This is a genomic window from Methylicorpusculum oleiharenae (assembly GCF_009828925.2).
Lineage (GTDB): Bacteria > Pseudomonadota > Gammaproteobacteria > Methylococcales > Methylomonadaceae > Methylicorpusculum > Methylicorpusculum oleiharenae.
In genome coordinates, this window is record NZ_WUTY02000001.1 from 3,635,017 (window position 1) to 3,658,688 (window position 23,672).

At 45.3% G+C, this 23,672-nt stretch carries 25 protein-coding genes; 11 read left to right on the forward strand and 14 right to left on the reverse strand.

Annotated elements, in window-relative coordinates; translation table 11 throughout:
• The 3 genes from GO003_RS16395 to GO003_RS16405 form a co-directional block, all read right to left on the reverse strand.
• Positions 1 to 1,521: a UvrD-helicase domain-containing protein gene (locus GO003_RS16395; RefSeq protein ID WP_159654322.1), complete on the reverse strand. Its 1,521-nt coding sequence runs from the start codon at positions 1,519 to 1,521 to the stop codon at positions 1 to 3.
• A gap of 70 nt (positions 1,522 to 1,591) precedes the next feature.
• On the reverse strand, positions 1,592 to 1,942 hold the full coding sequence (locus GO003_RS16400) for a hypothetical protein (protein ID WP_159654320.1): 351 nt from the start codon (positions 1,940 to 1,942) through the stop codon (positions 1,592 to 1,594).
• A 2-nt stretch (positions 1,943 to 1,944) separates the two neighbouring features.
• Complete coding sequence (locus GO003_RS16405) at positions 1,945 to 2,943, reverse strand: PRTRC system protein D (RefSeq protein ID WP_159654318.1); 999 nt, start codon at positions 2,941 to 2,943, stop codon at positions 1,945 to 1,947.
• Positions 2,944 to 3,317: 374 nt separating this feature from the next.
• Between GO003_RS16405 and GO003_RS16410 the strand changes: the two genes are divergently transcribed.
• From GO003_RS16410 to GO003_RS16435, 6 genes are all read left to right on the forward strand, one after another.
• Positions 3,318 to 3,503: a hypothetical protein gene (locus tag GO003_RS16410; protein WP_159654316.1), complete on the forward strand. Its 186-nt coding sequence runs from the start codon at positions 3,318 to 3,320 to the stop codon at positions 3,501 to 3,503.
• Between the two features lie 870 nt (positions 3,504 to 4,373).
• Positions 4,374 to 5,321: a hypothetical protein gene (locus GO003_RS16415; RefSeq protein WP_159654314.1), complete on the forward strand. Its 948-nt coding sequence runs from the start codon at positions 4,374 to 4,376 to the stop codon at positions 5,319 to 5,321.
• Positions 5,318 to 6,256: an integrase domain-containing protein gene (locus GO003_RS16420; protein WP_159654312.1), complete on the forward strand. Its 939-nt coding sequence runs from the start codon at positions 5,318 to 5,320 to the stop codon at positions 6,254 to 6,256. The genes GO003_RS16415 and GO003_RS16420 overlap by 4 nt, the downstream gene beginning before the upstream one ends.
• Positions 6,240 to 6,782 (forward strand): helix-turn-helix domain-containing protein, encoded by a 543-nt coding sequence (locus GO003_RS16425; protein ID WP_159654310.1) that lies wholly within the window; start codon positions 6,240 to 6,242, stop codon positions 6,780 to 6,782. Before GO003_RS16420 ends, GO003_RS16425 begins: the two co-directional genes overlap by 17 nt.
• Positions 6,783 to 6,997: 215 nt before the next feature.
• Positions 6,998 to 7,456: a helix-turn-helix domain-containing protein gene (locus GO003_RS16430; protein WP_159654308.1), complete on the forward strand. Its 459-nt coding sequence runs from the start codon at positions 6,998 to 7,000 to the stop codon at positions 7,454 to 7,456.
• Between the two features lie 3 nt (positions 7,457 to 7,459).
• Entirely contained in the window at positions 7,460 to 8,029 is a 570-nt protein-coding gene (locus GO003_RS16435; protein WP_159654306.1) for a PIN domain-containing protein, read from the forward strand.
• 121 nt (positions 8,030 to 8,150) lie between these two features.
• Here GO003_RS16435 and GO003_RS16440 read toward each other — a convergent pair whose 3' ends face one another.
• On the reverse strand, positions 8,151 to 9,296 hold the full coding sequence (locus tag GO003_RS16440) for a hypothetical protein (RefSeq protein WP_159654304.1): 1,146 nt from the start codon (positions 9,294 to 9,296) through the stop codon (positions 8,151 to 8,153).
• Positions 9,297 to 9,745: 449 nt separating this feature from the next.
• Between GO003_RS16440 and GO003_RS16445 the strand changes: the two genes are divergently transcribed.
• The 4 genes from GO003_RS16445 (at position 9,746) to GO003_RS16460 (ending at position 14,687) form a co-directional block, all read left to right on the forward strand.
• Positions 9,746 to 10,504 (forward strand): DHH family phosphoesterase, encoded by a 759-nt coding sequence (locus tag GO003_RS16445; RefSeq protein ID WP_159654302.1) that lies wholly within the window; start codon positions 9,746 to 9,748, stop codon positions 10,502 to 10,504.
• Positions 10,505 to 10,816: 312 nt separating this feature from the next.
• A complete protein-coding gene (gene iteA / locus GO003_RS16450) occupies positions 10,817 to 11,974 on the forward strand; it encodes an anti-phage ATPase IteA (RefSeq protein WP_159654300.1) in 1,158 nt (385 codons plus the stop codon).
• Positions 11,928 to 14,219 (forward strand): S8 family anti-phage peptidase IteS, encoded by a 2,292-nt coding sequence (gene iteS / locus GO003_RS16455; RefSeq protein WP_159654298.1) that lies wholly within the window; start codon positions 11,928 to 11,930, stop codon positions 14,217 to 14,219. Before iteA ends, iteS begins: the two co-directional genes overlap by 47 nt.
• A 177-nt stretch (positions 14,220 to 14,396) precedes the next feature.
• Positions 14,397 to 14,687, forward strand: a complete 291-nt coding sequence (locus tag GO003_RS16460) for a hypothetical protein (protein WP_159654296.1) — start codon at positions 14,397 to 14,399, stop codon at positions 14,685 to 14,687.
• A gap of 9 nt (positions 14,688 to 14,696) precedes the next feature.
• Here GO003_RS16460 and GO003_RS16465 read toward each other — a convergent pair whose 3' ends face one another.
• The 3 genes from GO003_RS16465 to GO003_RS16475 all read right to left on the reverse strand — a co-directional run bounded on the left by GO003_RS16465 (position 14,697) and on the right by GO003_RS16475 (position 17,659).
• The gene (locus tag GO003_RS16465; RefSeq protein ID WP_159654294.1) at positions 14,697 to 15,446 is read right to left on the reverse strand and encodes a PRTRC system ThiF family protein; all 750 of its coding nucleotides are present in this window, start codon (positions 15,444 to 15,446) and stop codon (positions 14,697 to 14,699) included.
• A 255-nt stretch (positions 15,447 to 15,701) separates the two neighbouring features.
• Positions 15,702 to 17,075 carry an ATP-dependent nuclease gene (locus GO003_RS16470; RefSeq protein WP_159654292.1) on the reverse strand — a complete coding sequence of 458 codons (1,374 nt, stop codon included), beginning with the start codon at positions 17,073 to 17,075 and terminating at the stop codon, positions 15,702 to 15,704.
• Positions 17,069 to 17,659 carry an AAA family ATPase gene (locus GO003_RS16475; protein WP_159654290.1) on the reverse strand — a complete coding sequence of 197 codons (591 nt, stop codon included), beginning with the start codon at positions 17,657 to 17,659 and terminating at the stop codon, positions 17,069 to 17,071. The genes GO003_RS16470 and GO003_RS16475 overlap by 7 nt, the downstream gene beginning before the upstream one ends.
• Positions 17,660 to 18,039: 380 nt before the next feature.
• Here GO003_RS16475 and GO003_RS16480 point away from each other — a divergent pair, with 380 nt between their 5' ends.
• Positions 18,040 to 18,366, forward strand: a complete 327-nt coding sequence (locus GO003_RS16480; protein ID WP_159654288.1) for a hypothetical protein — start codon at positions 18,040 to 18,042, stop codon at positions 18,364 to 18,366.
• Here the strand turns inward: GO003_RS16480 and GO003_RS16485 are convergent.
• The 7 genes from GO003_RS16485 to GO003_RS16515 all read right to left on the reverse strand — a co-directional run bounded on the left by GO003_RS16485 (position 18,348) and on the right by GO003_RS16515 (position 23,658).
• Positions 18,348 to 18,536, reverse strand: a complete 189-nt coding sequence (locus GO003_RS16485; RefSeq protein ID WP_159654286.1) for a hypothetical protein — start codon at positions 18,534 to 18,536, stop codon at positions 18,348 to 18,350. The two genes, GO003_RS16480 and GO003_RS16485, sit on opposite strands and share 19 nt — an antisense overlap.
• A gap of 3 nt (positions 18,537 to 18,539) precedes the next feature.
• Complete coding sequence (locus GO003_RS16490; RefSeq protein WP_159654284.1) at positions 18,540 to 19,028, reverse strand: hypothetical protein; 489 nt, start codon at positions 19,026 to 19,028, stop codon at positions 18,540 to 18,542.
• Between the two features lie 294 nt (positions 19,029 to 19,322).
• Entirely contained in the window at positions 19,323 to 20,711 is a 1,389-nt protein-coding gene (locus tag GO003_RS16495) for a hypothetical protein (RefSeq protein WP_159654282.1), read from the reverse strand.
• 3 nt (positions 20,712 to 20,714) lie between these two features.
• Complete coding sequence (locus GO003_RS16500) at positions 20,715 to 21,353, reverse strand: PRTRC system protein A (RefSeq protein ID WP_159654280.1); 639 nt, start codon at positions 21,351 to 21,353, stop codon at positions 20,715 to 20,717.
• Positions 21,343 to 21,630, reverse strand: a complete 288-nt coding sequence (locus GO003_RS16505) for a hypothetical protein (protein ID WP_036250243.1) — start codon at positions 21,628 to 21,630, stop codon at positions 21,343 to 21,345. Before GO003_RS16505 ends, GO003_RS16500 begins: the two co-directional genes overlap by 11 nt.
• Positions 21,631 to 21,695: 65 nt before the next feature.
• Entirely contained in the window at positions 21,696 to 22,475 is a 780-nt protein-coding gene (locus tag GO003_RS16510; protein WP_159654278.1) for a PRTRC system protein B, read from the reverse strand.
• Entirely contained in the window at positions 22,465 to 23,658 is a 1,194-nt protein-coding gene (locus GO003_RS16515) for a hypothetical protein (protein WP_159654276.1), read from the reverse strand. The genes GO003_RS16510 and GO003_RS16515 overlap by 11 nt, the downstream gene beginning before the upstream one ends.
• Positions 23,659 to 23,672 lie beyond the last annotated feature (14 nt).

Consider the following 23,672-nt stretch of genomic DNA (forward strand, 5'->3'; position numbering starts at 1 on the left):
TCACCGTCCCATGTACATAGCCAAATCAAAATTTAATTGAAGGATTCTCTGCGCTCTTGTTGCTGCGACATACAGTATGTTCAGATCCTCTTCAATAGGTCGTAATAATTCGTATCTTTCCGGTTCGCTAATTTTCGATAAATCCGGTATTTCGCAAAGCTCAATAAAGTCATCGTCTAGCTGTATATTTGCCCATTCCAGGCCCTTCGCTTTGTGCGCTGTTGACATGACAATGGCGGCATATTCCATGGACACAGCGGTGCCTACTTTCCGTTCGATTTTGTCGATGATGTCCGGGATGCTATCTCCGTATTCTTCAGTTATCCGGCAACGCGGCTTTATCTCCGCATCTTCAACTTCTTCCGCATAAAGCTTCAGTTCTGCAAAATCATTAAAGGAGCGAATAAACGGGTCCCTAATCAAATTGAATTGACGCTTCCATAAATAGTAGATGTCCAGGATCTGATCAAAGCGATATCCTTCACTTCCTCCCACATGCCACCAGCTGCTGCCACTATTAATAGCGCGTGCAGTTTGCGAGAAGACGCCGGCATTTGATCGACTGATAATCGTTTTTGGCTCGCTTTCATTTATTTTTCCGAGTCTGTCATCACCTGATAAACCTTGGACTCTGATTGATTCTCCTTTCATAGCCAGGATCTTGTTGGCAACATGTGCAATGTTTTTGCCGAACCGGAAAGAACCCGTCAGATATCGATCGACGCCGCCTTGCTTAATCGCAAATCCAAGTGCATTACGAGCGCCCCGCCACCCATAGATAGCTTGGTGTGAGTCGCCAACGAATACCTTTTGCGCCGTTTGCTTGAATATGATCGACATGCTGACCGGGTTCATGTCTTGGCTTTCATCGACCAATAAATAGTCATATTCAGAAAGAACGGGGTCTGATAACTGAAAGAGTTTCAGATAGCCATCGTGCAACATCCCAACATCACGATCATTTACATCGATCATTTTTGACCATAGTCTTTTGGCCTGGATCATGATCAATTGCTTGGTGGCGTTATCATCGATGCTGACGATCTCATTAAACACTTTGCTCAAGCGACTGTAATTCTCGTGTACGTGTTTCGCTTGGATTTCCCTGTCTGGGCTGTAGAGATACTTAATCAGAGTGTCGAATACCACGCTGGCAATAACCATGTCATCGTTATGACTTCCGTTGTAACCTATCTCTCGATCCAGTTCCTCTCGAAGCCGTAATGCTTTCTCTACTTCGTGGGGTTTTAGCCCTCTAATCAATTTGTGTTTGTAACGTATCCCGGTATGACGGTAGGCCAGAGAATGAGATGTCATAGGCTTAACCCGAGTGCCTTTGAACTTTTGCTCGGCTTCGATTTGCACCGATTTATTGAGAACCAGGTAAAGCATTCTTTTGTGCCTTCTGGTTTTGGCAAATTCAACAAGAGTGGAAGTCTTACCGGCTCCCGCAAAAGCTCTTACGACCAGAATAGGGGATTCTGTTTCAACGATGGTTTTTTGTTCTTGCGTCAACTGCATGATTTCCTCATTTAAAAATACTTTTCCAAGAAAATCTCATGCTTTAAACAAAACGCAAGTTGCTTTTTCATTAAAGTCCACCGCCAGCGATCCCAAATAATAGTTGGCTGCCTTTTCCTTTCTTTAGCTCATTATTTTGTTTCACGTTCTCCTTTCTTACTTCGTCTCTCTCTGCCGCGCTTGGTAAATTTACCGATAATGATTCCGCTCGAATGTTTTCCGGTTTATCAACAACATTATTATCTTCAGGCTTTTTTTCGGTATGCGAACTATTGGCAAATGTTTTTTCGCTGAGCAATCCTTGTGTAGCTAATTCTCGAAGAAAGGTCGCTCTACGTCTGCTTGGTTTATTGACTAAATATCGATAAAGATCAGAATCGGCGCTTTTATCGATTACAATCTTGACTGTGATTTTTTCCATGATTACGCCCCAATACTAGCTGCACGCTGTTTGCCGGCCAAATAGAAACCTTTGACGTTCGAATATATACTGCTATCAGGTACAATAATCTCTCTACCAAGAACCTTTTCAAAAATCCCTTGATAGCATTTTGCACCGCCGCCAACTAATAAAATCACATCGATGTCATCTAATGACCCAACGCTTCTAACGACCGATTGAATTGCTGTTGTGATGTGATCTTCCATTTTTGGAATCAAATGTGAGAAGTCATATTCAACACCTTGGATTCTGGTTTTGAATCCCTTTTGAATTCCGGCATCTACCATGCCAATATTTGAAAATGAATCTTTCCGATCAACTGCTATAAGCTGTGTTAGTTTCTCCAGTATTAGGGACATTCCACCTGGTGTGCTGCTGCTTCGCTCTTCATTCATTTTCAAACCACGGCAAGTTAACCAGTCCAATGTGTAATAGCCCACATCAAGCGTCAGCGACATAATTTCGTCGAGATTTCTATCGTCGTTATTATTCATAAAGAAATCGATAAACCCACCGACAGGCTGAGGTATTACCCAAACGTCTTTTACCGTTACGCTTTTTCCGTTTTGATATTTATGGTTTCCCATTAATAACTCACGCATTCTTGCTTTGTCTTGTGCATAGTTATTGACGGGTAATCCAGATACCAGTAAATCAATATTTTCCTCGTTCATATAAGCCAACGCCCCTCTATACAGGGCAAGATATTGCGGCGTATCGATATAATTAGTTTGCAGGTGTGCAATTCGGTCGTCTCTGGCCGATAACGTGTCAATACTATCTTTACCTACCATGTAAATACTTTCCCCACTTTCGACTTCGATTAAATCCCTTTTTGTCATTACGCTCGCGCCCCGATCGATACCGGTATGAGCCTTTGCTATAGAAGGAAAATGGCTACACAGCATCTCTTCGTTATCTGTCTCACCGTGGCAAATCTTCACGTTGCCATAACCCACATCGACCGCCTTAACCTTCATTTTGTATACCTCTGTTGATTTCTACTGTTCATTAATCGCATTTAAGTGACTTGATGGCCTTTCGAATGCCGATGGGTACCATTAGGTCCCTTTAGGTGCTATAGCCTGCACGGTCTCCAGGTGCTTTCAGGTTGATTGGCAGGCCTTTACGTCTCGCCAAGTGCCTTTTGGTGCTCTCGCGGTCCGTGTGATTCGTAAGTCAAAAAGTCCTTGACGCCCCCTTGATGAACTCAAAAGCCTACCAAGTCATTTGAAAGCCCTTCAAGTCACTTGAGAGAACTTTGCCAGAAGCAGAGGCGCTGCATCGGATCGAAAGAGATCGAAAAAGAGCGTCTTTTGATTTTGGATGGTGAGGGGCGTTGACAATGGATTGAATGCCAGTGCAGAATGAAGATTCGTTGATGGGTTTACTGCAACAGGACGCACTAACCCGACAAGAACTGCGACGATCGCAGTATAAAAAGCTTCGAGATCACCCGGACAGCTACGGCGGCAAGGAAGTCACCGGGACTACGGTTTCAGCACAGGCTGAGCTAACTCTCCATTTTCTGGGAAACTAATCCAGAAAATCATCGCACCCAAGTTGTGCCCTTTGTCCGCCGCTGGGCGGTCAATCATCCGGCAAAAATGCCTTTTTCTGTAATACAGGACCCGCAAATGATCGATCCGTAAGACGGCAATTTCACGGGCATTTCCCTCTGGTTCCGGGTTGACGAGATCAAGACGTACTCGCAGACGTAACCACTAAAACCATCTAAAGCCGGTCAAAATTTTTTTACCCCCGGTCTTTTTTTTAAAACATAGACACTTTAGTCTTAGTCAAAACCGCGCCTGAGTTTCTTTCAAGAACAATGGCTTATACACTCCAACACTTCCAATTCTCAATAGGAAAAGTTGGGGTTGCTTTCAAAATTCACGTTGAAATCGTTCAGAACCAGGCAGCGCCTGTCCATAGAAAGTGTATGGCCAGCCCGAATGACACCCACCTGCTAGGCGTTTTTTCATCAAATATTTCGCCACGCGCGGCGGAGAAGAAGTAGCGCATTGACGTTCGTTTTTTCTACACCCTGCTGGGAGGCCAGTCCCAAGCACCTTATGCTCACCGTCGAGAGAAGTGTGTCCGTAGAAAAAGAGGCGTTGGGGATTCCTGTTGGAATTCCCACTGGAGCCGGTTATGCCTGCTCTCGACATTAAAGATATTTAGGACGACCCGGCTCCACCCCAGAGCGGCCAATGGCTGTTCCGGCGTGGGGCTGAATAACAACAATTTGATGTATTGATTTTCCAAGAGGATTCCATGACCGAACATCTGACACCGTATAGTCTAAAAGACGCTCTTAATTCTCGTTGCCTTTGTAGTAAATGGAGGAACAGCAAAAGGCAGATCATGGCGTCTTTTGTTGATGAACATGGCCTTGTGAAGCCATAACATGGACAAAACACTTCTGCGTCATAAAACCCGCCTTCATTCGCTGTTCAAGAACGGCGAAACTGAAATCACGCGTGGCTGTTCAGAAGATACCAAAGCACAAAAACGGCTTATTAACCAATGGCTGAATTTTTGTACTTGGTCGATAACCAAGGACGGTAACCAGCTCGAAGATATCAAGTTAGTAACGCGCGAACATATTATCCGTTACGGACAATATCTGAAATCTGAATTCGACAACGGAAGATTTGCGAGTACCTCCAGTGCAGTGAGTTACATATCGGGCATAAATAACGTGATGAAATTGATTCACGATGATTGGAAAAAGGTAAGCCCTATTCAAGATTGCGGTTTGGAGCCTTTTTCTCATATTCCGAACAATAAACCGGAATTAGACAAAAATGGTTTGCCGGATATTGAAAGCTTGGCAGGCCATTTACTCGATCTCCAAATTTCACTTGGCGTCGTTATTCGAGAAGCCCTGAGCCTGGATTTAAAAGAAGCGCTTATTGAGGGACGTTCGACAGGATTTGTAACGATAAACAACTTTCAAAATGGTTTAAGGAGAAAAGTTCCTTGTCGCTCATCTGCCATTAAAGCCATTGGAAAAGGAATTACCGCACGGCGATTACAAAAACTATTGCCGAAAAAATGGGAGTTTGATGATTTTTTAGCGGCTCATAACAAGCTTGCATCAAGAAAAGGCTATTCCACCAATACCGCCCGAGGCATTTACGTTCGCGACCGGTACCAGGAATTGACCGTTGTGGAACCGCCGATTATTTCTGGCCTCAACCAAGCTGAACACTGGAAAAAACTCGCTCAGTATTCCAATAAGACATTATCGGAAGCCAAAGGCCTCGACAAAAACATTCGTCATGTCATTGCCAGAGAAATCGGTGTGCTTGGTATTGAATTTCTCAAAGATTATCTGGATAAAAAACCATGAGCCGAAACTATGAAATTGGCAGCCGGGACATGTTTACCGCTGGGAAAATGCTATTGAAAAACCGCTCACCCAACGGCTTTAAAACCAAGGCGGATTACAGTGACCGTTGGCGGTTATTCTGCATGTACGCCGAAGAAAATGGGGTTAAAAGAATGGTGGATGTCACGCCGGCATTCGTGATTAGCTATGGCCAGCATCTGCAAAAGCAATTGGAAGCCGGCCTGTATTCCAGCGCATCTGCGCCAAAGAATTACCTGTCGGCCGTGAATTGCGTCATGCGCCTAGCAACCGGAGGACAATGGAAAACGGTTCGCCCAAGCAAAGATTGTGGCATCGAACGCAGAAAATACATTCCCAAGGAATCCAAGGCACTGCCTGAAACCAGGCATCACGAGGTACAGCAAGCGATCGATGACCGACTGTCCCGGATCATGGATCTGCAACGCACATTGGGTTTGCGTTTCAAAGAAAGCTGCCTTTTCGATGCTAAAACCGCTTTGAAACAACTCGATAAATTTGGCTTCATCACTATTCAGACTGGTACCAAGGGAGGAAGGCCAAGGCGCTTGCCCAGCGACGACGAAATGCGCAAAGTGATCCAGGTGGCCGCAGAAATCCAAAGCGGAAAATCAATGATTCCCAAGGAAATGACCTACATCAAATTCCGCCAGGAATGCTACCAGCAGGCAAAGGCGAATGAAATTTCCTTCCATCCGGAACGCCATGCCTTCGCGCAAAAGCGTTACCGCGAGTTGGTCAATGCGCCGTGTCCACTTGAGGCTGGATGGGAGCACAAAGGCCGGATAGAAAAACTGGCCGAATACCTGTCAACTTCCGTAGAAGAAGCCAAGGACATTGACCGCAGAGCACGCCTCAAAATCTCAATGGAATTAGGTCATTCTCGCGTGGAGATCAGCAATGCGTACCTGGGCTAAGAAACTCGAATCCTACACCCATGACTACGTGCGCCGGGGTGGAAAACAAAACCGCCGCAAGCAGGTATCCTTGATCGTGAATTTCCTGGAATTTACCGACGCCCAGGAAGGATTGACCTCGCTGCACCGCTTGGGCAAACGGCATGTCATCAACTTCTGGAAAACTCATCGAGATATGCCGGAGAAATCGGCTTACGATTACTGGTTAGGGTTGTGTCAGCTCTGGAGTTGGCTTGGTAAACCAGAGAAACCTCCACGGCCGCATAAGATGGACGCATATTCTGATGATCCGGAAGCTAATGAAGATCAACCTAATGTTGTTTTATGCTTTACCGAATTTTCCGCTGCCATCAAGACAGCCCGTGAGACGAAAGGTATGCCGATCCTCAAGCTTGCAAACTTGTCGGGTTGCGATTCCACGATCCTCAATGAAATCGAAGCCGGTCAATATGGCGCTGCCACCATTTCAGACATCCAGAATCTATTGAAGATTTTAAGCGTCAATCTGACCCTGGCAAGGACATAAGCTTCTGAAGACTTAGCGCCGTGCCTTTTCGTTTATTTCATTTGTTTCGTTTATTTCGTTTGTGTATAATGTGCCTGTGACTTTTTTACAAACGAACTATTGAAATTTAAGCTAATTGCCAATCACTAAAATCATACACAACGAAAAGAAACTGAAAAAATTACGACATCTAACTAAATACTGATAAGCACAAACTGACAATACTAGAGAAAACAATGAACACTAAAGAAAGTCCAGGTCTTCCAACGGAAGCCGAGGTTTCGTTAGCAAAGGAAAGCAGCCGGTTGCTCTCCTTGTACTTGAGCACCAAAGAAGAATCACAATCGATCAGAGTCATTGATCAAGCAGGTGAACATGAAGCGGTCAGAATTCCCACCGCCGCATTTCGCTTGTTGATCGATGTGTTGTCCGAAATGGCTCAAGGTAATGCAGTCAGTATGATTCCTGTGCATGCGGAACTCACAACACAAGAGGCGGCTGACATGCTCAATATTTCCCGTCCGCATCTGATCAAATTGCTCGACAGCGGCGTGATTCCTTTTCACAAAGTAGGCACCCATCGTCGTGTGCGTTATCTCCATTTGGTAGATTACAAAGCGAAGGTCGATTCGGAACGATTAGCAGCGTTGGAAGAACTGTCAGCCCAGGCACAAGAACTAAATATGGGCTATTAATTAATGACAAGCTTTTCCGTAGTCTACGACGCATGTGTGTTGTATCCGGCACCCTTGCGCGATTTACTGATGCACCTTTCTCTGACCGATCTATACCGAGCAAAATGGACGGCGGAAATCCACGAAGAATGGATACGAAACGTCTTGACCGTTCGTCAGGATTTGACACGCGAGCAACTTGAACGAACACGAAAACTGATGGATACCAGTGCCCGTGATTGTCTGGTAACCGGCTACGAATTTCTGATCCCAACTCTGACCTTGCCAGACCAAAATGATCGGCATGTGCTCGCTGCTGCAATACGCAGTCAGTCGAGTGTTATTTTAACTTTCAACCTGAAGGATTTTCCGGAAACGGAACTCGAAAAATACGATGTTGAGGCGCAACATCCGGATGAATTCATTTCAGATCTGATCGACTTGAATGCGGCTAGGGTATTGGCGGCTATTGCCAAACACAGACAATCCCTAAAACACCCACCAAAAACGAGCAAAGAATATTTGGATACCCTGTTGCAACAAGGGCTGCCCGAAACTGTTAGCCAGTTACGGCAATGGGAATTATCTTTTTAAGCTCCAGCAAATGCTCCACAAAGTCAGCAGAGATTTTTCAGGATGAGTAGCTATTAAATCAAAGATTTCATTTACACACGGGCGGCATTGCCACCCGTGCTTTAATAAATGAACGTTTCAATTATTGAATCGCTTCGAATAATTCCTGAGCTTTTTTACGAGCTTTAACATCGTCTTCTTGACCAAGGGATTCAAGCCTGACTCCCTCTCTGCCATCAACATACATTGGGCCACCGACATCATCGTCGTAATCCGATCCATCTTCATGAATAGCATAAAAATTATCTTTAGTCAGATCGGTACCTAACAACTCTGCGAGATAAATCCATGTCCAACAACGCTGCAAGTTACCCTGGTCAAATTCTTCGATGAGTCTTAGCATTGCTTCCGTTTCACCATTTTCAGCCGCAACGGTTAACCAGGAATGGACATCCTGATAACGATCTAATTTTTCGGCTATTTCTGCTACTTTTAGCGGATCATGATCAAGCCCACTTCTGGATTGTTCAAAAAATGTGGGATCATCGAAAAAATCTGCCAAATCAATCAAAGCAAGCTCATTTCCTAAGCGTCCCGCCTCACGGAGATGGTGCTCGTACTTTTGATCCTTCGCAACGGTGAATGCATACTGTTCAGCCCATTCTTTCTCCACTCCTGTTAATACACGGCCACTTTTTTCTTGGTTATACCAATAATCAAACCCTGGTGACCGTTCGTCTGCGTCTACGGGGGAGTGGATCAAAGCTAAAGCATAATGGGCACTGGCGTTCCCTCTTGTAGCAGCATCTTCAAGGGTTTTCAGTAATTCTTGTGAAATCAAGTCTTGAGGTTCGTCATGGAATGGAAGCCAATCCTTGTCGACCCATTGCTCCAGATTTTCGTCTTCACTTTCGTCAATATCTTCTTCCTGCCAATCAGAATAACCTCGATATGATAATTGCTGCCTTAGCTTCAATATCAAATCGGAAAGCAACAAAATATTGATCCGCTTTTGTTCTATTAAAATTGGAAATTGAGTGGCAATGAAATCGGCCACGGCAGTTGGGTATCCAAGATCCAAGCAACGCTTATGTAGAGACTTCGATTGCTGGATACAAGAATGTACTTGATCCCCTGGTAACAAAATAGATTGAGAATTCAGCACCGCAAAGGAGTTATAGCCAAATGCGGTAGCTAAAAGTTCGTAGATATGAGTCCTTTTGAAAGGGGCGGCAATATGAGTCTGGCAATATTGATGTGTATCGAAGACAAATGTTTTGATAGTCATAAATAATTTCCTCAACACTTCATCGTTCTGGGATGAATGCACACGTTTAACGTCCCAACGACGAAGCCGTTTAAGAAAATTGAATCAATGACAATTTTAGATAAACCTTTTTTTACTCGTGTGCAAGTAAGGCGGGCGCCAGAGATTATTCTAGTCGTTTGATTAAAGCCAGTCAAAAAAATGAAAGGCAAATTCCGCGCTAAGGAGCAATTTTCATGAAACCAACGCCCTTGTAACGAAAGACGCTCAAAAATCACGCCTTTCGTTGTGACCTCACATGTTGTTTTTCATTAGGATCATCCATTTCAAGGGAGGCCGAATAATTCACGCATAAGCAACAAGTCATCATCTATCCAGAATACAGTGCGGATGGTCTTGGATCAGCCTGGGCTGCATGGGAGCTTTTTGGCGATGGGGCTTATTACAGGCCCTATCGGTATAATGATCCGATGCCAAACTTCGAGTCCGGAGCGGAAGTCTTTGTGCTTGGCTGTGGAATTTCTTTAGGAATTCTCTACAAAGCCGCGATCAACGCAGAACGAATCGTGGTTATCGAAAGCCAGTCACATTATGAAGAGAAGTACTTGGATCAGCTCAATGCTCAGCTGGTACCACACAACCTTACCTTCATAATTGATAGCTCTCGAAGCGCTTGTGTCATGGCATGGGAGTTTTTCAACCACACCAAGACGCCGCTTTTATTGGAGATGATCCAGGATCACAATCAAGGAAGATTTTCAATCGAGACATCCAGCGATGTTATTGCCGCGCTGAACAATCGTCTCCCTATGGATCTCATGGAATTTGGGGGTATTTCTCTTGGCGAATTAAGATCGGAAGGGAAGGCGCTGAATGAGCAAACTCGAAGAATTGCCGCCAGATTAATGAAAGCACGTCATTCGGCTTGTCTTGGCGATGTCGTTGGGATGGCCATCAATGCGCCGCCGGCATTCGCTAACGATCTTGGCCTGATGCTATCCATGGAAAGGGGAAGTTTTGGAATGACGTATCACTTCAATGGCGAGCGTAATGCTTGGCTCTGTTCGCTTCGGTCTGATGGTTCTGTCAATGTGGGGTTATTAGCTGAGCGGTTTGGTGGCGGCGGAAATGATCGTGCAGCCGGATTTTCGGTGCAGAGTGGCGAGTGTGATTTTCTTTTTCCTGCGTCAAAAGGGGCAAAACAGCAAAAAACACAACATGTAGTATAGTGAGACTGACTTCTGCGCTATTTGTCGGGGGTCTTTCCCGCGCGTACCCGGGTTGGTGTATTCAAAATAGCACCCGAAGGCATTCGGTTGATCTATTACAAAATACTGGACGCCGGTAACGCTAAGATCAATATAACACGGTCGTGAAGAATCTAAGCAATGGTGATGGCAGCAAAGCTAGATGCAGCCCCATGGCGACCAATCGTATTAGTCAATATTTATTCCATAGATAAATCTCAATATGCGAAATAAATTTCATTTTAGTGAAACAAAAGTCGATTTTACTGAAACAAAATTATATAATTCGCAACTATGGATAATCTCTCCGAAGTTCTAAAAATTCTAGAAGGTGCCCTGCAGCATAACGTGCGCAAGGCTGCCGATTACGCCGCGTTGCTCGCTGATAAACTGGAAGAAAAAGGCGAGGTGAAACAGGCTTCCATGATCCGGCAGAAACTTGCTCGCGTGCCCCAGGAATTATTCTCTCCAGCCAGCATGAGCCACAGCCTTCCAGTGGATTCGGAAAGCCAGCTTCACACAGTAGACGAAGAGCGTCCTAACATTACAGATATCGAGCTGGCTTTGCCGGGAAATGTTAGGATCAGACTAAATGAGTTTGTCGGATCAGTTCGTGCTGTCGAACAACTAGCTGCCGCCGGCCTGCGTCAACCAGCCAGGCTCTTTCTATACGGCCCCCCAGGATGCGGCAAAACACAGGCTGCCCGACTGATCGCCGCTGAATTAAATTTGCCACTTCTTACTGTGCGTTGCGACACTTTAGTCTCATCGCTTCTCGGGCAGACCAGTCGAAATCTACGCCGAGTGTTTGAGCATGCCGAAAACCGTCCCTGCATATTATTTCTTGATGAATTCGATGCGCTTGCAAAATCGCGTAGCAATGAACGAGAGATCGGCGAGTTACAACGAGTAGTCATTGCCCTTCTGCAGAATATTGATGCGCTGTCACCCGAAACACTCCTGATTGCTGCTACTAATCATGACGAGTTATTGGATCGTGCAGTTTGGCGACGCTTTGCATGGCATATTTCTATGGGGTACCCAGATTCAGAACTGCGTGCGCAAATTTGGTCGATGAAGCTAGGGAATCGAGCGCCCGTGGAACCGTCTGCTGCTTTGTTAGCGGAGCTTTCTGAAGGACTTTCCGGCGCCACTATCGAGCATGTGGCACATGACGCTATCCGCTCTACTATTCTTCGTGGCGAATCACGAATAGATGAAGTTGATCTGCTGCGGCGCCTTGGACTCACCATTGCGATGACTCGCGGCCTGCGCCTTGACTCAAAAGAACGAGAAATTGCGTTTCTAAGAGAGTGGGCGCCGCGTCAGCTAGCCCTGCGAAAACTCGCAAATTATTATGACGTCTCGGTAAGACAAATCTCTAATGCCGCCAAAGGGGAAATTAATGACCTCAAGTATCGAAAATCCGATTCTGCTCGTTCAGCCACGTAAACAAGATCTAAAGCAGCGCATCATTGAGGGTTTTGGCGAACCCAAGGAAATCGTCGAAGTCACGCCTACCTTCCGGAATGCATTGGTTTCACGCATTGTAAGAGCAGCACAAGAACTACAACGTAGCTTTACAGATTATCCAACCATCCCAGCGGTAGTTGCTCTCCGGTTGCATGTTGAGGCAATGGCAAAATCACACCGGCCAATGTTACTGTTGGAGCGCGTTGGGATGCTACCTATTGGTACACGGCAATTCGGTGAATTATTACTTCCTGCGACGACCGGCAGCCTAAAGCACTTATCCGAGATCGTGGAAAATAATGATTCAAAGGCAATTCGAGCAAATCTATCAGCCATTGCCGAAATTTTCCCGTGGAGCATCAACGATGTCCTAGGTTGGAATGAGCTTGACGAAAAAGACGCAAGCGCGTTGAACCTCGCAGCATGGATCGAAGCAGATAAACCAATACTAATTGAACGTTTCATTAGTGATGAAAAAACGACAGATAGTGCTCTTGCAACAGTCGTTAACTTAAAGTTGCAGCAAATTAATGCAAAGATTGGCACAACGATACCGAAGACATTAGGTGAAACTTCGGTTTTTATCCGCATATCCTCACTTGATGATGCAATGCTACTTGCCGCATGTCCAGCAGTGAGAAGGATTGCTCCCGTGGACGAATTTTCTCCGATCGAAGTCCGACCACAGATGTTTGCTCTGCTTGGTGATGCCCCAGCAGATTTGTTACCACCGCCGGAGCCTGATCTTCCAGTAGTTGCAATTGTGGATAGTGGTATCCAAAAAAACGATACTATCCTTAAATCATGGATTGCAGCGAGGGAAACTTTCGTATTGCCACCGGATACTGATCATCTTCACGGCACCTTCGTTGCTGGATTGGTGACCGGTGCGAGAGTGCTAAATAATGATGATTCTCTGTTTCCCGTGGCAAGATCAAAAGTGCTTGATGTAGCTACCCTCTCTACCGGTCTGACGACCGCCGATGAACTTCTTCTCAACATAGAGACCGCAATTAAAGGCAATCCGGATGTTAAAGTTTGGAATTGTTCTTTTGGCTCCAAGGTACCAGGACATGCTGAATTGTTCGGTCAGTTTGCCCAAGATTTAGATATATTGTCCGATAAGCACAGCGTGTTATTTGTCATTTCCTCCGGTAATTATGAGACATTACCTCTGCGAAACTGGCCTCCTAGCGCCGATCTCGGCGGTATGGACAGAATCAGCCAACCTGCAGAAGCCTTGCGTGCAATTACAGTTGGTTCAGTAGCCCATAAACCCTCCTTGGTACAACCAAATGATCCTTCGCCATTTTCCCGGAGAGGACCAGGCGCTGCAAGAACGCCGAAACCAGATGTTGTACATCACGGAGGTAATTGCTCTAGCAATGGTGAATTCTTTGGCTCCGGTATTCGCTCATTCCTTCCTGGTGGAAAACTCGGAGAGTCGATCGGCACAAGTTTCTCTACACCTTTAGTATCGACTCTTGCTGCTAATGTATGGCAGACGCTTGACAGACGTGGTCACTCAGCTAACCCGGAGATCGTCAAGGCGCTGATGATCCACGCGGCAGCGCTGACATCCCCTTTGCGTAAAACCGATGAGCGAGATTACTATGGCTTCGGTATCCCGAATTCTGTGCTTGATGTTTTATTTTGCGCACCCGATACTTTCACCTTAATGTTCGACGCTGAACTTTACGACGGAATTTATTGGGAAAAAACGCCATTCCCTGTTCCTGCCTGTCTCCATTCAAGCGGCACTCATCTTAGGGCGGAAATTTTAATGACCTTGGTGTATTCCCCGCCTTTAGATGGTAAGCATGGCGCCGAATATGTTCGAGCTAATGTCGATGCTTCATTCGGTAATTACGATCCAGACGACGACGGTGAACTGCATCATCACGGGTTAGTACCACTTGATGCGCCTCGGCGAGAAGACTTATACGAGAAAGCTATGGTTGATCACGGTTTTAAGTGGTCTCCTGTAAAGGTCTATCACGGTCGATTTCCTCGCGGTAAGGCCGGAAGAAATTTCCGTTTGAAGCTTGAGCTACTACGGCGTGCTGGTGAGCCGTCGCGACGGGAGCCGCAACGCGCTACTGTTATCCTCAGTTTTAGGGCGCTTGAAAAGGGGCAGCCGGTATATGCCGATGGCCTTCGTGCTTTGCGTGCTGCGAACTGGGTGTCGAACGCGTTAGCAAACCACGAAGTTATCCGACTTTGATATCTATGCATCCAAAAGGCTGAATTGAGCGTATGCAGCGCGCCCTTCACTGTGATAATAGGCACATATTAGTCCTGGCTGAGTACGGACGATTTAATATGTTATTTACCATCAGCAGGGGCTTGCAAATACGAATAGATCTCAGTTTGCTGAAAATATCCATATCTATCTTGTTCGTTGGTCGAATTTTGCTACCCTGTAGCCGATGACGCCGATTACAGTGATGAATCAGAAATTCATCAAAGAAATGGATTTTTTGGTGTTAGCGACAGACCAGCCCCAGTGTCACAAAACCAAAGAAACAAAAACCAACAAGATTATTTTAATGGCTACACACCAGATTCCATTGCGAATTTTCTAATCCTCCTGCAGCCACAGCTAGGCAATCAACAACCCGTTTTGATCGACGAAGATTTTATCTACGAAAATGCCAGCGACGAATACATGCTTTATGGAATTCAGGAATGACCAATATTTTTAGAGAATATTAATCGGTGTTTGGGCGCCTTTTCGGATATCCACAAAAGCCCCTTGATGATTTAATCCGCCATGCCGCAATAACGACCAGATCAACTGCATAGCCACGTTTGCGATTGCACGGTTGATAGGCAAATCCTGATTGGACAAGGCTACTTCCATGCTGCATGACGGGGTATTGTTATCCACCATGCCATCCAGCTCGGGGTAGAAATCAAACACTGAAGGCAGCTTGATTGGATTCTCGTTGGCATGCCCAAGCCTTCCTAAAATGACTTGACCCGTGCTCTCGCCGTTACCGGTATCCAGCCATAGGCATCTTGAATACAGATTATTTTGGCACTTTGCCAAGTCAGCTCGGAATTGCGCCACATCAACACAGGTAATCAATAAATCGCAGTTCATGCCGCTGCAATCTTCATTGATATCTAACATGCGTGGCATGGCCACCCAATCACGGCCATACAGATAATTGATCCTTTGGATTGTAATGGTTGCCTTGTTCTGGCCTAAATCGGCGGGGTAAAAGGCTTGACGGCCTATATTGGGTCTTTCAACCACGTCTCCGTCCCATGCCGTCACATGCAGGCCAGGATGACCAAGTTCTCGGATAGCGTAATCAATTCTGGCCAGACTGGCTAAGACCTCAGAGCCGGTGCCACCGACACCGATTAAACAGATTTTGACGGGCTTACGAAGCCAATGGTCTGGAGTGCAGAATTTGAAGGACTTGATGGAACTGGTTGTCATGGATTACCGATTAAAAGATCGTTTAGTTACCAGTCTTTTAACACCGTCGATTGATCATGCAAGCCAACTTTACCAGTCGATTAAAATAGGGTTTGGACGCAGGTTGACAGGAGCTAATCCGTCGACTTATGTAAGATTGACGCCGATTAGCGGCTATCGGCCCGTTACGGTCGATCACTCCGTCTGATTGAACGCTGGCAATTTTGTTTTGACCGGGTCACCGCTTCCTCCCACTTACCAGAACAGATTAAACAGTCAGAATGCGTCACTGACACGTTTAAACAGCTTATCAAAAATCGCAAGCTCTTCTGGCTTAAGTGACTCACTCGTCAGCATTGGTAAAGCCGCTTGAGCAACACGGTAATGATTAAAGCCACCATCTTTAAGCAAAGTAATTCCATTTTGTTTTAGCCATTTATTAATGCGTTCAACAATTCTCGGGTGATCACCAAGTTCTTCAACTGTAAGTGTTTTGCCTTTTAATTCCTTAGCATAAGACGCATTAAAGGCATCAATATAAAGTTCTGAAGGGAGTAAATCCTCGATATCCGCTTCATTCGCGGACTCATCCAGGAACATCGAGAAATCTAGCACTCGTTTCCTCTCTATCAATCGTTGTCGAATCAAATCTTCAAGTTTCTGATGAGGTGTACTTGCTCGATCATGTAGAACAGCAATTTTAAGTTTGTTTGCTCCAAGTAAGGCCACAAATGTTGCAAGCTTATCTAATCCGCCTACAGGTACTAAGATGGCGTCATTAAGCCCCTGCTTACCATTTGCTTCCAATACTGAACCCATGTGCTGCAACAAAATCAAATCGGCGGGACCTTCGACTAAAAGATTCTTTTTAGCTATAAACAGATTTTGTGCAATCGAATAACCGAGAGCAGCTTGTAACGGGAAAACACTTTCGTCTGATGAACCAGCCAACTCGCGGGTAATCTTTGTTCCCTCTTTGACTCGATCCTCAACCACACGAACATCTTCAAGATAAGCACTATCGACCATAAAAGGAGAATGCGTCGTGTAAATTATCTGATGTTGCTCGGATAACTCTCGAATGTAGGCAAGAAAGTCGGCTTGAGCTAATGCGTGCAGGTTCAAACCTGGTTCATCCAGTAACAGTATCAGGTCATTATTTGTATTCACTCGGGATTTAACAGCATCAAACCAAACCAGAAAGCTAAAAAACCAGATAAATCCCTTGCTTCGTTGATCAAAGGGTACAGTCACGCCATGCCGTCTGTTTTTGATGCGTATGTATAGATTTACCCCGTTGTTGTATGGTGGAGCATCCTTTGAATCAGCTTTAAGATCGAATTCAACATCAAGGTCTTGATTCTGTTTCCAAAAGTCAAAAACCTTCTGAGTAATGTCTAAACCTATGGCTTCCAGTTCGGCCTTAGCAGTCTCATAACCTTCATCACTGATCAAATCTTTAAGCGAAGTACCTGCTAATTCCAATAGACCAAGTGCTGTTTCGTCGGCATCTGTCAGTTGCCCAGCGGATTGGCGTTGTTGCAATGAAGGCAAATTTATTTTGCCTTCGAGCAATTTGTAGTCATCAAAATACAAAAATTTTGGCATTGCTGGAGACAAATACATTTGCCAGATGTGCCCTTCTACCAACCCCAACTACTAGATTTAGGCTCCCAGCTTCGCCATTGAGCCGCGAAAATAGCTAACTTGTTGTCGGGTGAGAGTCCCAACTCATCAATCCTATTTAATACATCTGCTAGTGTTTCAGCATCCTTAAAAACATCCTTTGCATGCTCCAAATCGATCAGTGGGTTTTGTATTGCGGAAAGTGCAGCCTTCTGGTCGATATCAAACCCGATGGTACTAGTGTTTCCGATAGTCGTGCTGCGAGTAAAGGTAGTCTGTGGAGCTACAATCGCTACACCACCAAAAACCCCTTTATTTATCTTATCGGCTAAAGCTTCCTCTATGCGTAAAGTGAGCTCTACTACTTTCTGATAGTTTTGTGCTTCATGTTGCTGACGGTAACGAGTGAATTCTTTTCGGGGATAGTCAGCTACATAGTTGTACTTTGCTGTGCCTAATGGCATTGACTTGTGCAGTGCTTCAAGAAAGGCCGTCTTACCAGACTCATTCTTGCCGACTAGTACTGTTACATGATTACTAAGATCAACTGGCGTTGAATCATCAATCGATTTGTACTTCCAAACTTGGGCTTTGATGAGGGTAAGCATTATTCTTCTTTATCCATTGCTATTAGACGACACTGTATTTTAATTTACAGACCTGCATCCAGACTAAGTAGGCAGTCAAAACAGAATTTTGAAATCTGGTTTTAGATTAAGAATGCCATTCAAAATTTATGGGCATTTCTATCGATTTTCAAGTGTTACATTTTCAAAGTTTTCGATCCATCCGTGGGGTAGCGTGCGGTGCTGAATACCGGCTTTCAGAATGAGAAATTTATGATCTTCGCACAAACGTGTTGACCGGCAGAAAGTGGCTCAAAATCCTATTAGAACTCTCTTTTTTCATCCGCATTTGGTTGTGTGCAATAATTGGTCGGGAGTCAGAATATTGGTAGCAACAAATTTTTAGCCAGGACGAATAATTAATGAATCTCAACCAAAACCCAACCAAAGAACAGCTAAAAGCTTTATTTTCCTCTTGCAACGATACCATCGGCCATCATGTGCTTTGGGTAGCCATGAATGGTGACGTGGCTTTGACTCCACTCCCAAGCGAAATAAATCCAGTTGGATTTGATCAAACAAACCCGGACCTAATGTTGCGTTATGAAACCTTCGTGCAAGGCAATGGCTATGTCGGCCAGAAAGCTGCCGAGGATGAAAAGTTCGTGGACAGAATTTTCAAAAGTTTGCAGAGTGAATGGTCGACCGTTACGGAGAAATCGCCACAGCGTTACGTTGATTTTTTCTGAGTTTGTTTCTCCTGGGCAGCAACATTGATCCAGTTTTTTCGCTCAAAATCTACGGTGATACGATCGGTTGAGATTTTCCCATCGCAAAGCTTGAGATCGATTTCAACCGGCTTGGCTCCCATTTCTTCTGCGGCTTTATACAGATCGTCAAAATCTACATTCAATTTCATGGTCTAACTTTCGATCTGTGTTTTGAAATCGTTTCGCGGATACAGCATTATCCTTGGATGGGCAAGATTGCCATCAACCACGTACTCGTGAAATCTGACCATCTTGCTACTTCCCCTGATACTTCGAAGCGCCGTTATTCTTGAAGAAACAGCCGTATACACCCCACAACTTCTCAAATAGCCTTTGTCCGTCTTGCCTAACCGGAACTTTACAAAAGACCTATCCGATCTTTTCTTTCTATCATTAACGAAGCCAGCCATTGATTTTTTGTTCTTCCAATTAGCAAATTGAATCAGGCCGCATTCGCCACCATCGATCAAAATATCGACATCATTAGGATTTTCGTATCCCTTTGCCGTGGAGCCGAATAACCACATGCGATTGATTCTGAATGCTGTGAATTCGCATTCTGGTGTACCAATAATGCCGTTGCATTTTTTCACTCGATCCGCTATTTCCAAAGCTGTCTTTATCGCTGTCGATCGCTTCAAGCCGAAATCTCCTGCATTTTCTTTTCCCAGGCTTCATCCGTTGGCATCTCCAAACCAAGCCGATGAAAATCTCTAACTGGAAATCTCGTACACCACGGCACAGATGGTCTTCTTTCTTACCATGAAGTCTAGGGTGGTGGCATATCTGCGATGCTTCCGTTAAGCATCGACGCCTAACCATATCGGCAATATCCGGCGCAGCCTCACGTCCATTCTCATCCTTGTTGAATGGACACGTCGGGCATTTGCCTTTCATTACTGGCCAGCCGGAAATATTGGTTGAATTGTGCATACTTACCAGCGAGAAAATCCATCAAAGAACTGATCTTGGCGATCGATGAATTCGAACATCTTTTTTCGATTTGACCAAGGATCGCTGCATGCTTTAGCGCACGTCGAAACAACATCCCTGTAGATAGTTGCTGGAATTGATTTTACGCCATCAAAATTCATCAGCATCTTATCCCCAATTTTCTCCGCAGATGCGCTGCCACGCCCAAACATAATGATATTTGGCGATTCGCCGCAGGCTTTGAATATGACATACCGCCAGCTTGGATCGGCATTACCTTTTTCTGGAATTACCTCAAGTGAGTAGGCCAAATCCCCGCCATGGGTAAGAAGGTTATATACCTCTGAAATTTTAGTCGGTTTGTCGCCGACTAAAATGCAAGGGCCTACAGCATCGAAATCATAGAAGCGCTCGCTTTCTTCAAGCCCTAGCATTTCTTTCAATGCGTCTATTTTCTCGTCAGGCAACTTGGCAACCTTCGAAACAAATCTTTGCAGTCGCTTTGCAGTAATGCCAAGGGCTTTTGCGATTTCTGCAGGATTGTTGGGCCAACAATCCATCAGCAATTTTGTTTTTTCGGCACAGGCCCCTTCCATAGCATTCATTTCAAATTCCGAAGAATCATCACCATCGTAATCATCAACGTCATCACTTCCGGCGCTCAACCAGGTAACACCGTCATCCTTCCTGAAAGTCCTACGTCCAATCGGAACCGCATTAACTTCCCAGGACGAAAGCCACTGGCCGGGTTCCCAGTCTATTTTGGATGAATCCAAATGGTTTTCCATTTCTTTGACAGGCAAAGTCATCCATTTTTCAGCAGCTTCTCGAACGGATTTGTTGCTATACCAAGTCCACCTTTTATTTTCTACGTGATGATTATGTTCCGTATTGGCATGAGCATTCAGAGCTTCCAGGTTATAGAAATCCTTTTCATTTTTTCGGGCAAGCCAACCAAATCTCATTACTTCGCCTTGAGCAGCTCTTAAAGAACCGGACAACTTTTTGTCCCCTTTTTCAGCAATTACGACATCAACCCCAAGCTTTTTTATATTCAGCTTGAGATCAGGGCAGGATTCAGCAATATGCTTATTGATTTTCAAAATATCTGGACATCCTTTCAATCCGGCTCCTTTTGACCATGCTTCGATCAAAAAACCAAGAAATGATCGCGGGTTATCAAGACACGAAAAGGCAAACCATTGGATTTGAGTTCCAGGGACAGTTAACCCATAGAGTATTAGGGGTTTTAAGCTGAATCTAGCGGCATCGGATAATGCAATGGTTTCACCGCTGAATACAACGCCATGCTCAGGATGCTCAAAGACGTGCTTCGCAATCGCAACGTAGAAATGATGCTCTCGCTGTTGATCGGAATTATTTGCTGCCATTCATTACCCCTCTGAACTAAAAAATTTCCGAAAATCCCGGCACTCAAAGAAATGCCCATTGAACAGGATCCGCGTGGCAAAAGTCGGTTCACTTGAATCGCAGTTGCCAACCACACCGGCGATATAGAAACCACCAATATCGGACTTGTCGTCTGCCTTGGAAAAGAACGCAGGCATATCGCCATGCGAATGCAGATCCATGACCAGCTCATATTCATCCGGCAGCACATTCAAATAGGAAACATGTCCAGCACTAAATGAAATCACATCCGGCTCATACAGAGAATATTCTTTTCGGATTTTGTCCCACACCACCAATCCAGCCCACTCGCTCGGGGCGCAAAGGAAAGTTTTCTCGCAAACATCTTGCAAAATCCGTTTCGGAATTTGGCCATGCGGCAACCGCACACCGATCGTGCCTATTCGTTCGTAGGGCAACTTGATCGATGACTCCGCCACCGGCAGCCGAACTTCCAATACCGGATTGATCGCTTCGATATACACGCCATCACCAGAAAACACGAACCGATGCTTGCCTGTTTCCGGCTTGGGCAATCCTTCTCCATGTAAAGACTGCATCAAGGTTGGTGTTTCGCCAAAAACAATTTGGTCGCGTTGGTCGGTGAGGTAGCTAGTCATCATTGGCAGTTATTCGTCCATCAAAAATGCAATTCAACTTTTCTTTCAGATACGTTATTTCGAAGCTTTCCATTGGCAATGGATTACCCGTATGCCGGTTACATTCGGTGAAATCAATCCCAGCCTCGTGAGCACGTTGGCATGTCTTGATGTATGCCTGCATGATCCCGGCGAATTCAATGAATGGATGATTGTTAACGCCAATAGCTTGCCGATAAAAATCGTCCACAATGACATCCATTTTCTTTAGCGCAATTTCACGTTCTTCTTTACTAAGCATTTTTCGCCCTCAACACTAATTGTTAGTTGACCATGCCTCTATTTCGCTCATTTTGTGTTTACCTTTTAGGAATGATTTTCAATGAAATTTTCTACGCTATAGCGCAAGGTATTCAAATGTTCATTCGGGAATTTATCTGCCTTATTCTTGGAAAGGGAATGCCAAAACCGATAATGGGCTTTGTTATCAACCGCTTGATCCTTATCCCCATCCAGAGAAAGGGTTGAGGGATTATTGACATGGGAGAAGGCGCTATCGAACATGACCGATTCCCAAGCCTTGATCTGATCGATGCCACACTCATTGGGCAACGTCGCTGACCCCGTACACACGTTGCCATTGGTATACACGTTCATTAACGGCGCTTGGTAAAGCTTTGTTTTGGCACTGACCCTGCCATTGGTTTTCAACGCCGCCACAGCCAGCTTGCCATTACGATTCGCCACCATCAGCAACCTTGGCCAAGGCACATCGATCTTTTTCATTGGCATCCCGGTAATATTGAACAGCATGGGGCGAACCTTAGCTGGCACTGTCCAGGCAATATGGGTTTCGGAAATCGACACGACATTCGGCGGCAACAGGCTTACTTTTCGCTTACCCATTTCCAGCATCGACCGCAAAACCGACTCCACATCATCTTTGGACATTAAGCGGCCGGCGCCGATAATGGATTCCCCTTGCTCGTTGATCACGAAATCGTGCATCGACGCCAGAAAATCACCTGATCGATACTGGGAATAGCCACTTGAAAGCGCTTTGGCCTGATGAATCAGGAGGGCGTGTTTCTGCACGATGCTCGGCTTTTCGACTTGGTAGAACTGGAAAAAATCGTTAAGCTTCAACTTGGGCCTCCAAATCAGCATTGATCACCTCGGCCAATCGAATCAACCCTCTCGACTTGGCCAACAAGGTCAGTCTCTCACCGACTTCCGAACATGCAAGCGGATTCAATCGAATGATGCTTTCCGGGTTTTCACCTGTTTGAGCCATATCGTTATAAACTTCCGACACCACAGACTCTTCCCAATCAAAGCCGCATCCGATGACATGACCATAGTCCAGATGCACATCCCCATGATTATTATCGCAGGGTGATATTCTACATTCGGAGGCTTTTAGTCCGAACTTTTCAATCCACTTACAAACCTTGATCGTTTCCCGAACGAACTTGACCCAAGGATTCTGATAGATGGCCTGATTTGATTTTCGCCAACTGACCAGCATTCGCCTGATATCACGGATTTCCGGCAACGCTCCGAACATCGATTTGCAGTTATTGGTTAAAACCGATTTCAGATAACCAATGCGATCCTCCAGATACTCCTGATCGTCGGTTATCTCGGTAAACGGATAAACATCGTTTTCCAAAAAAAACTCAGCCAATTCCCCGTTGCTCAGATGGCCTTGAGTTTCCAATGCCTCCTTGAGCGCGTCCAGTTCATCACCCATCATCATCCATGCTTCGGACAGATCATCGACTAAGATGCCTATGCCGCCATTGAAGATTGTCCATTTCAGACAACCAGCCACCGCTTTGGCAAGTTCACGATCAATGTCCAACAAGGAAAACTGGGAAAATCTGGGATAAACGCCCAACACCAAAAAAACACCCTCGTTCTTACTTTGCTGCATTTCAAAGCTCATCGGCTCAAAGTCGCTGTGGACCGAGTCGATACCTGCAATACTCATCGATTCTTGATTCAAGTGATCCATGATTTTGGCAACGACCTCCTGATATAGGCGATAGACAGCCTCCCAGCCAGCCGTCACGGCCAGATCGATTTCAGCTTCTTCAACTAGCCCCATTGAATGGGCTAACAAGATCATGCAAGAAACTCCGGAGCGATTGGTTTCAAAATCGGCCTTGTCTTTTCGGTGCCGAATCTCGTCGATCAAACCGTTCAGGTCGGTTTCGATCCTGACTTGACCGAATAATTGACCTACAGCATCGGAAGTTGTTTGGGGTCGATACCCATAATGGTTCGGTTGGGCAGTTTTGGCAGGTTCAGCTTGAACTGAAAGCATGTTGGCTCGTTCTC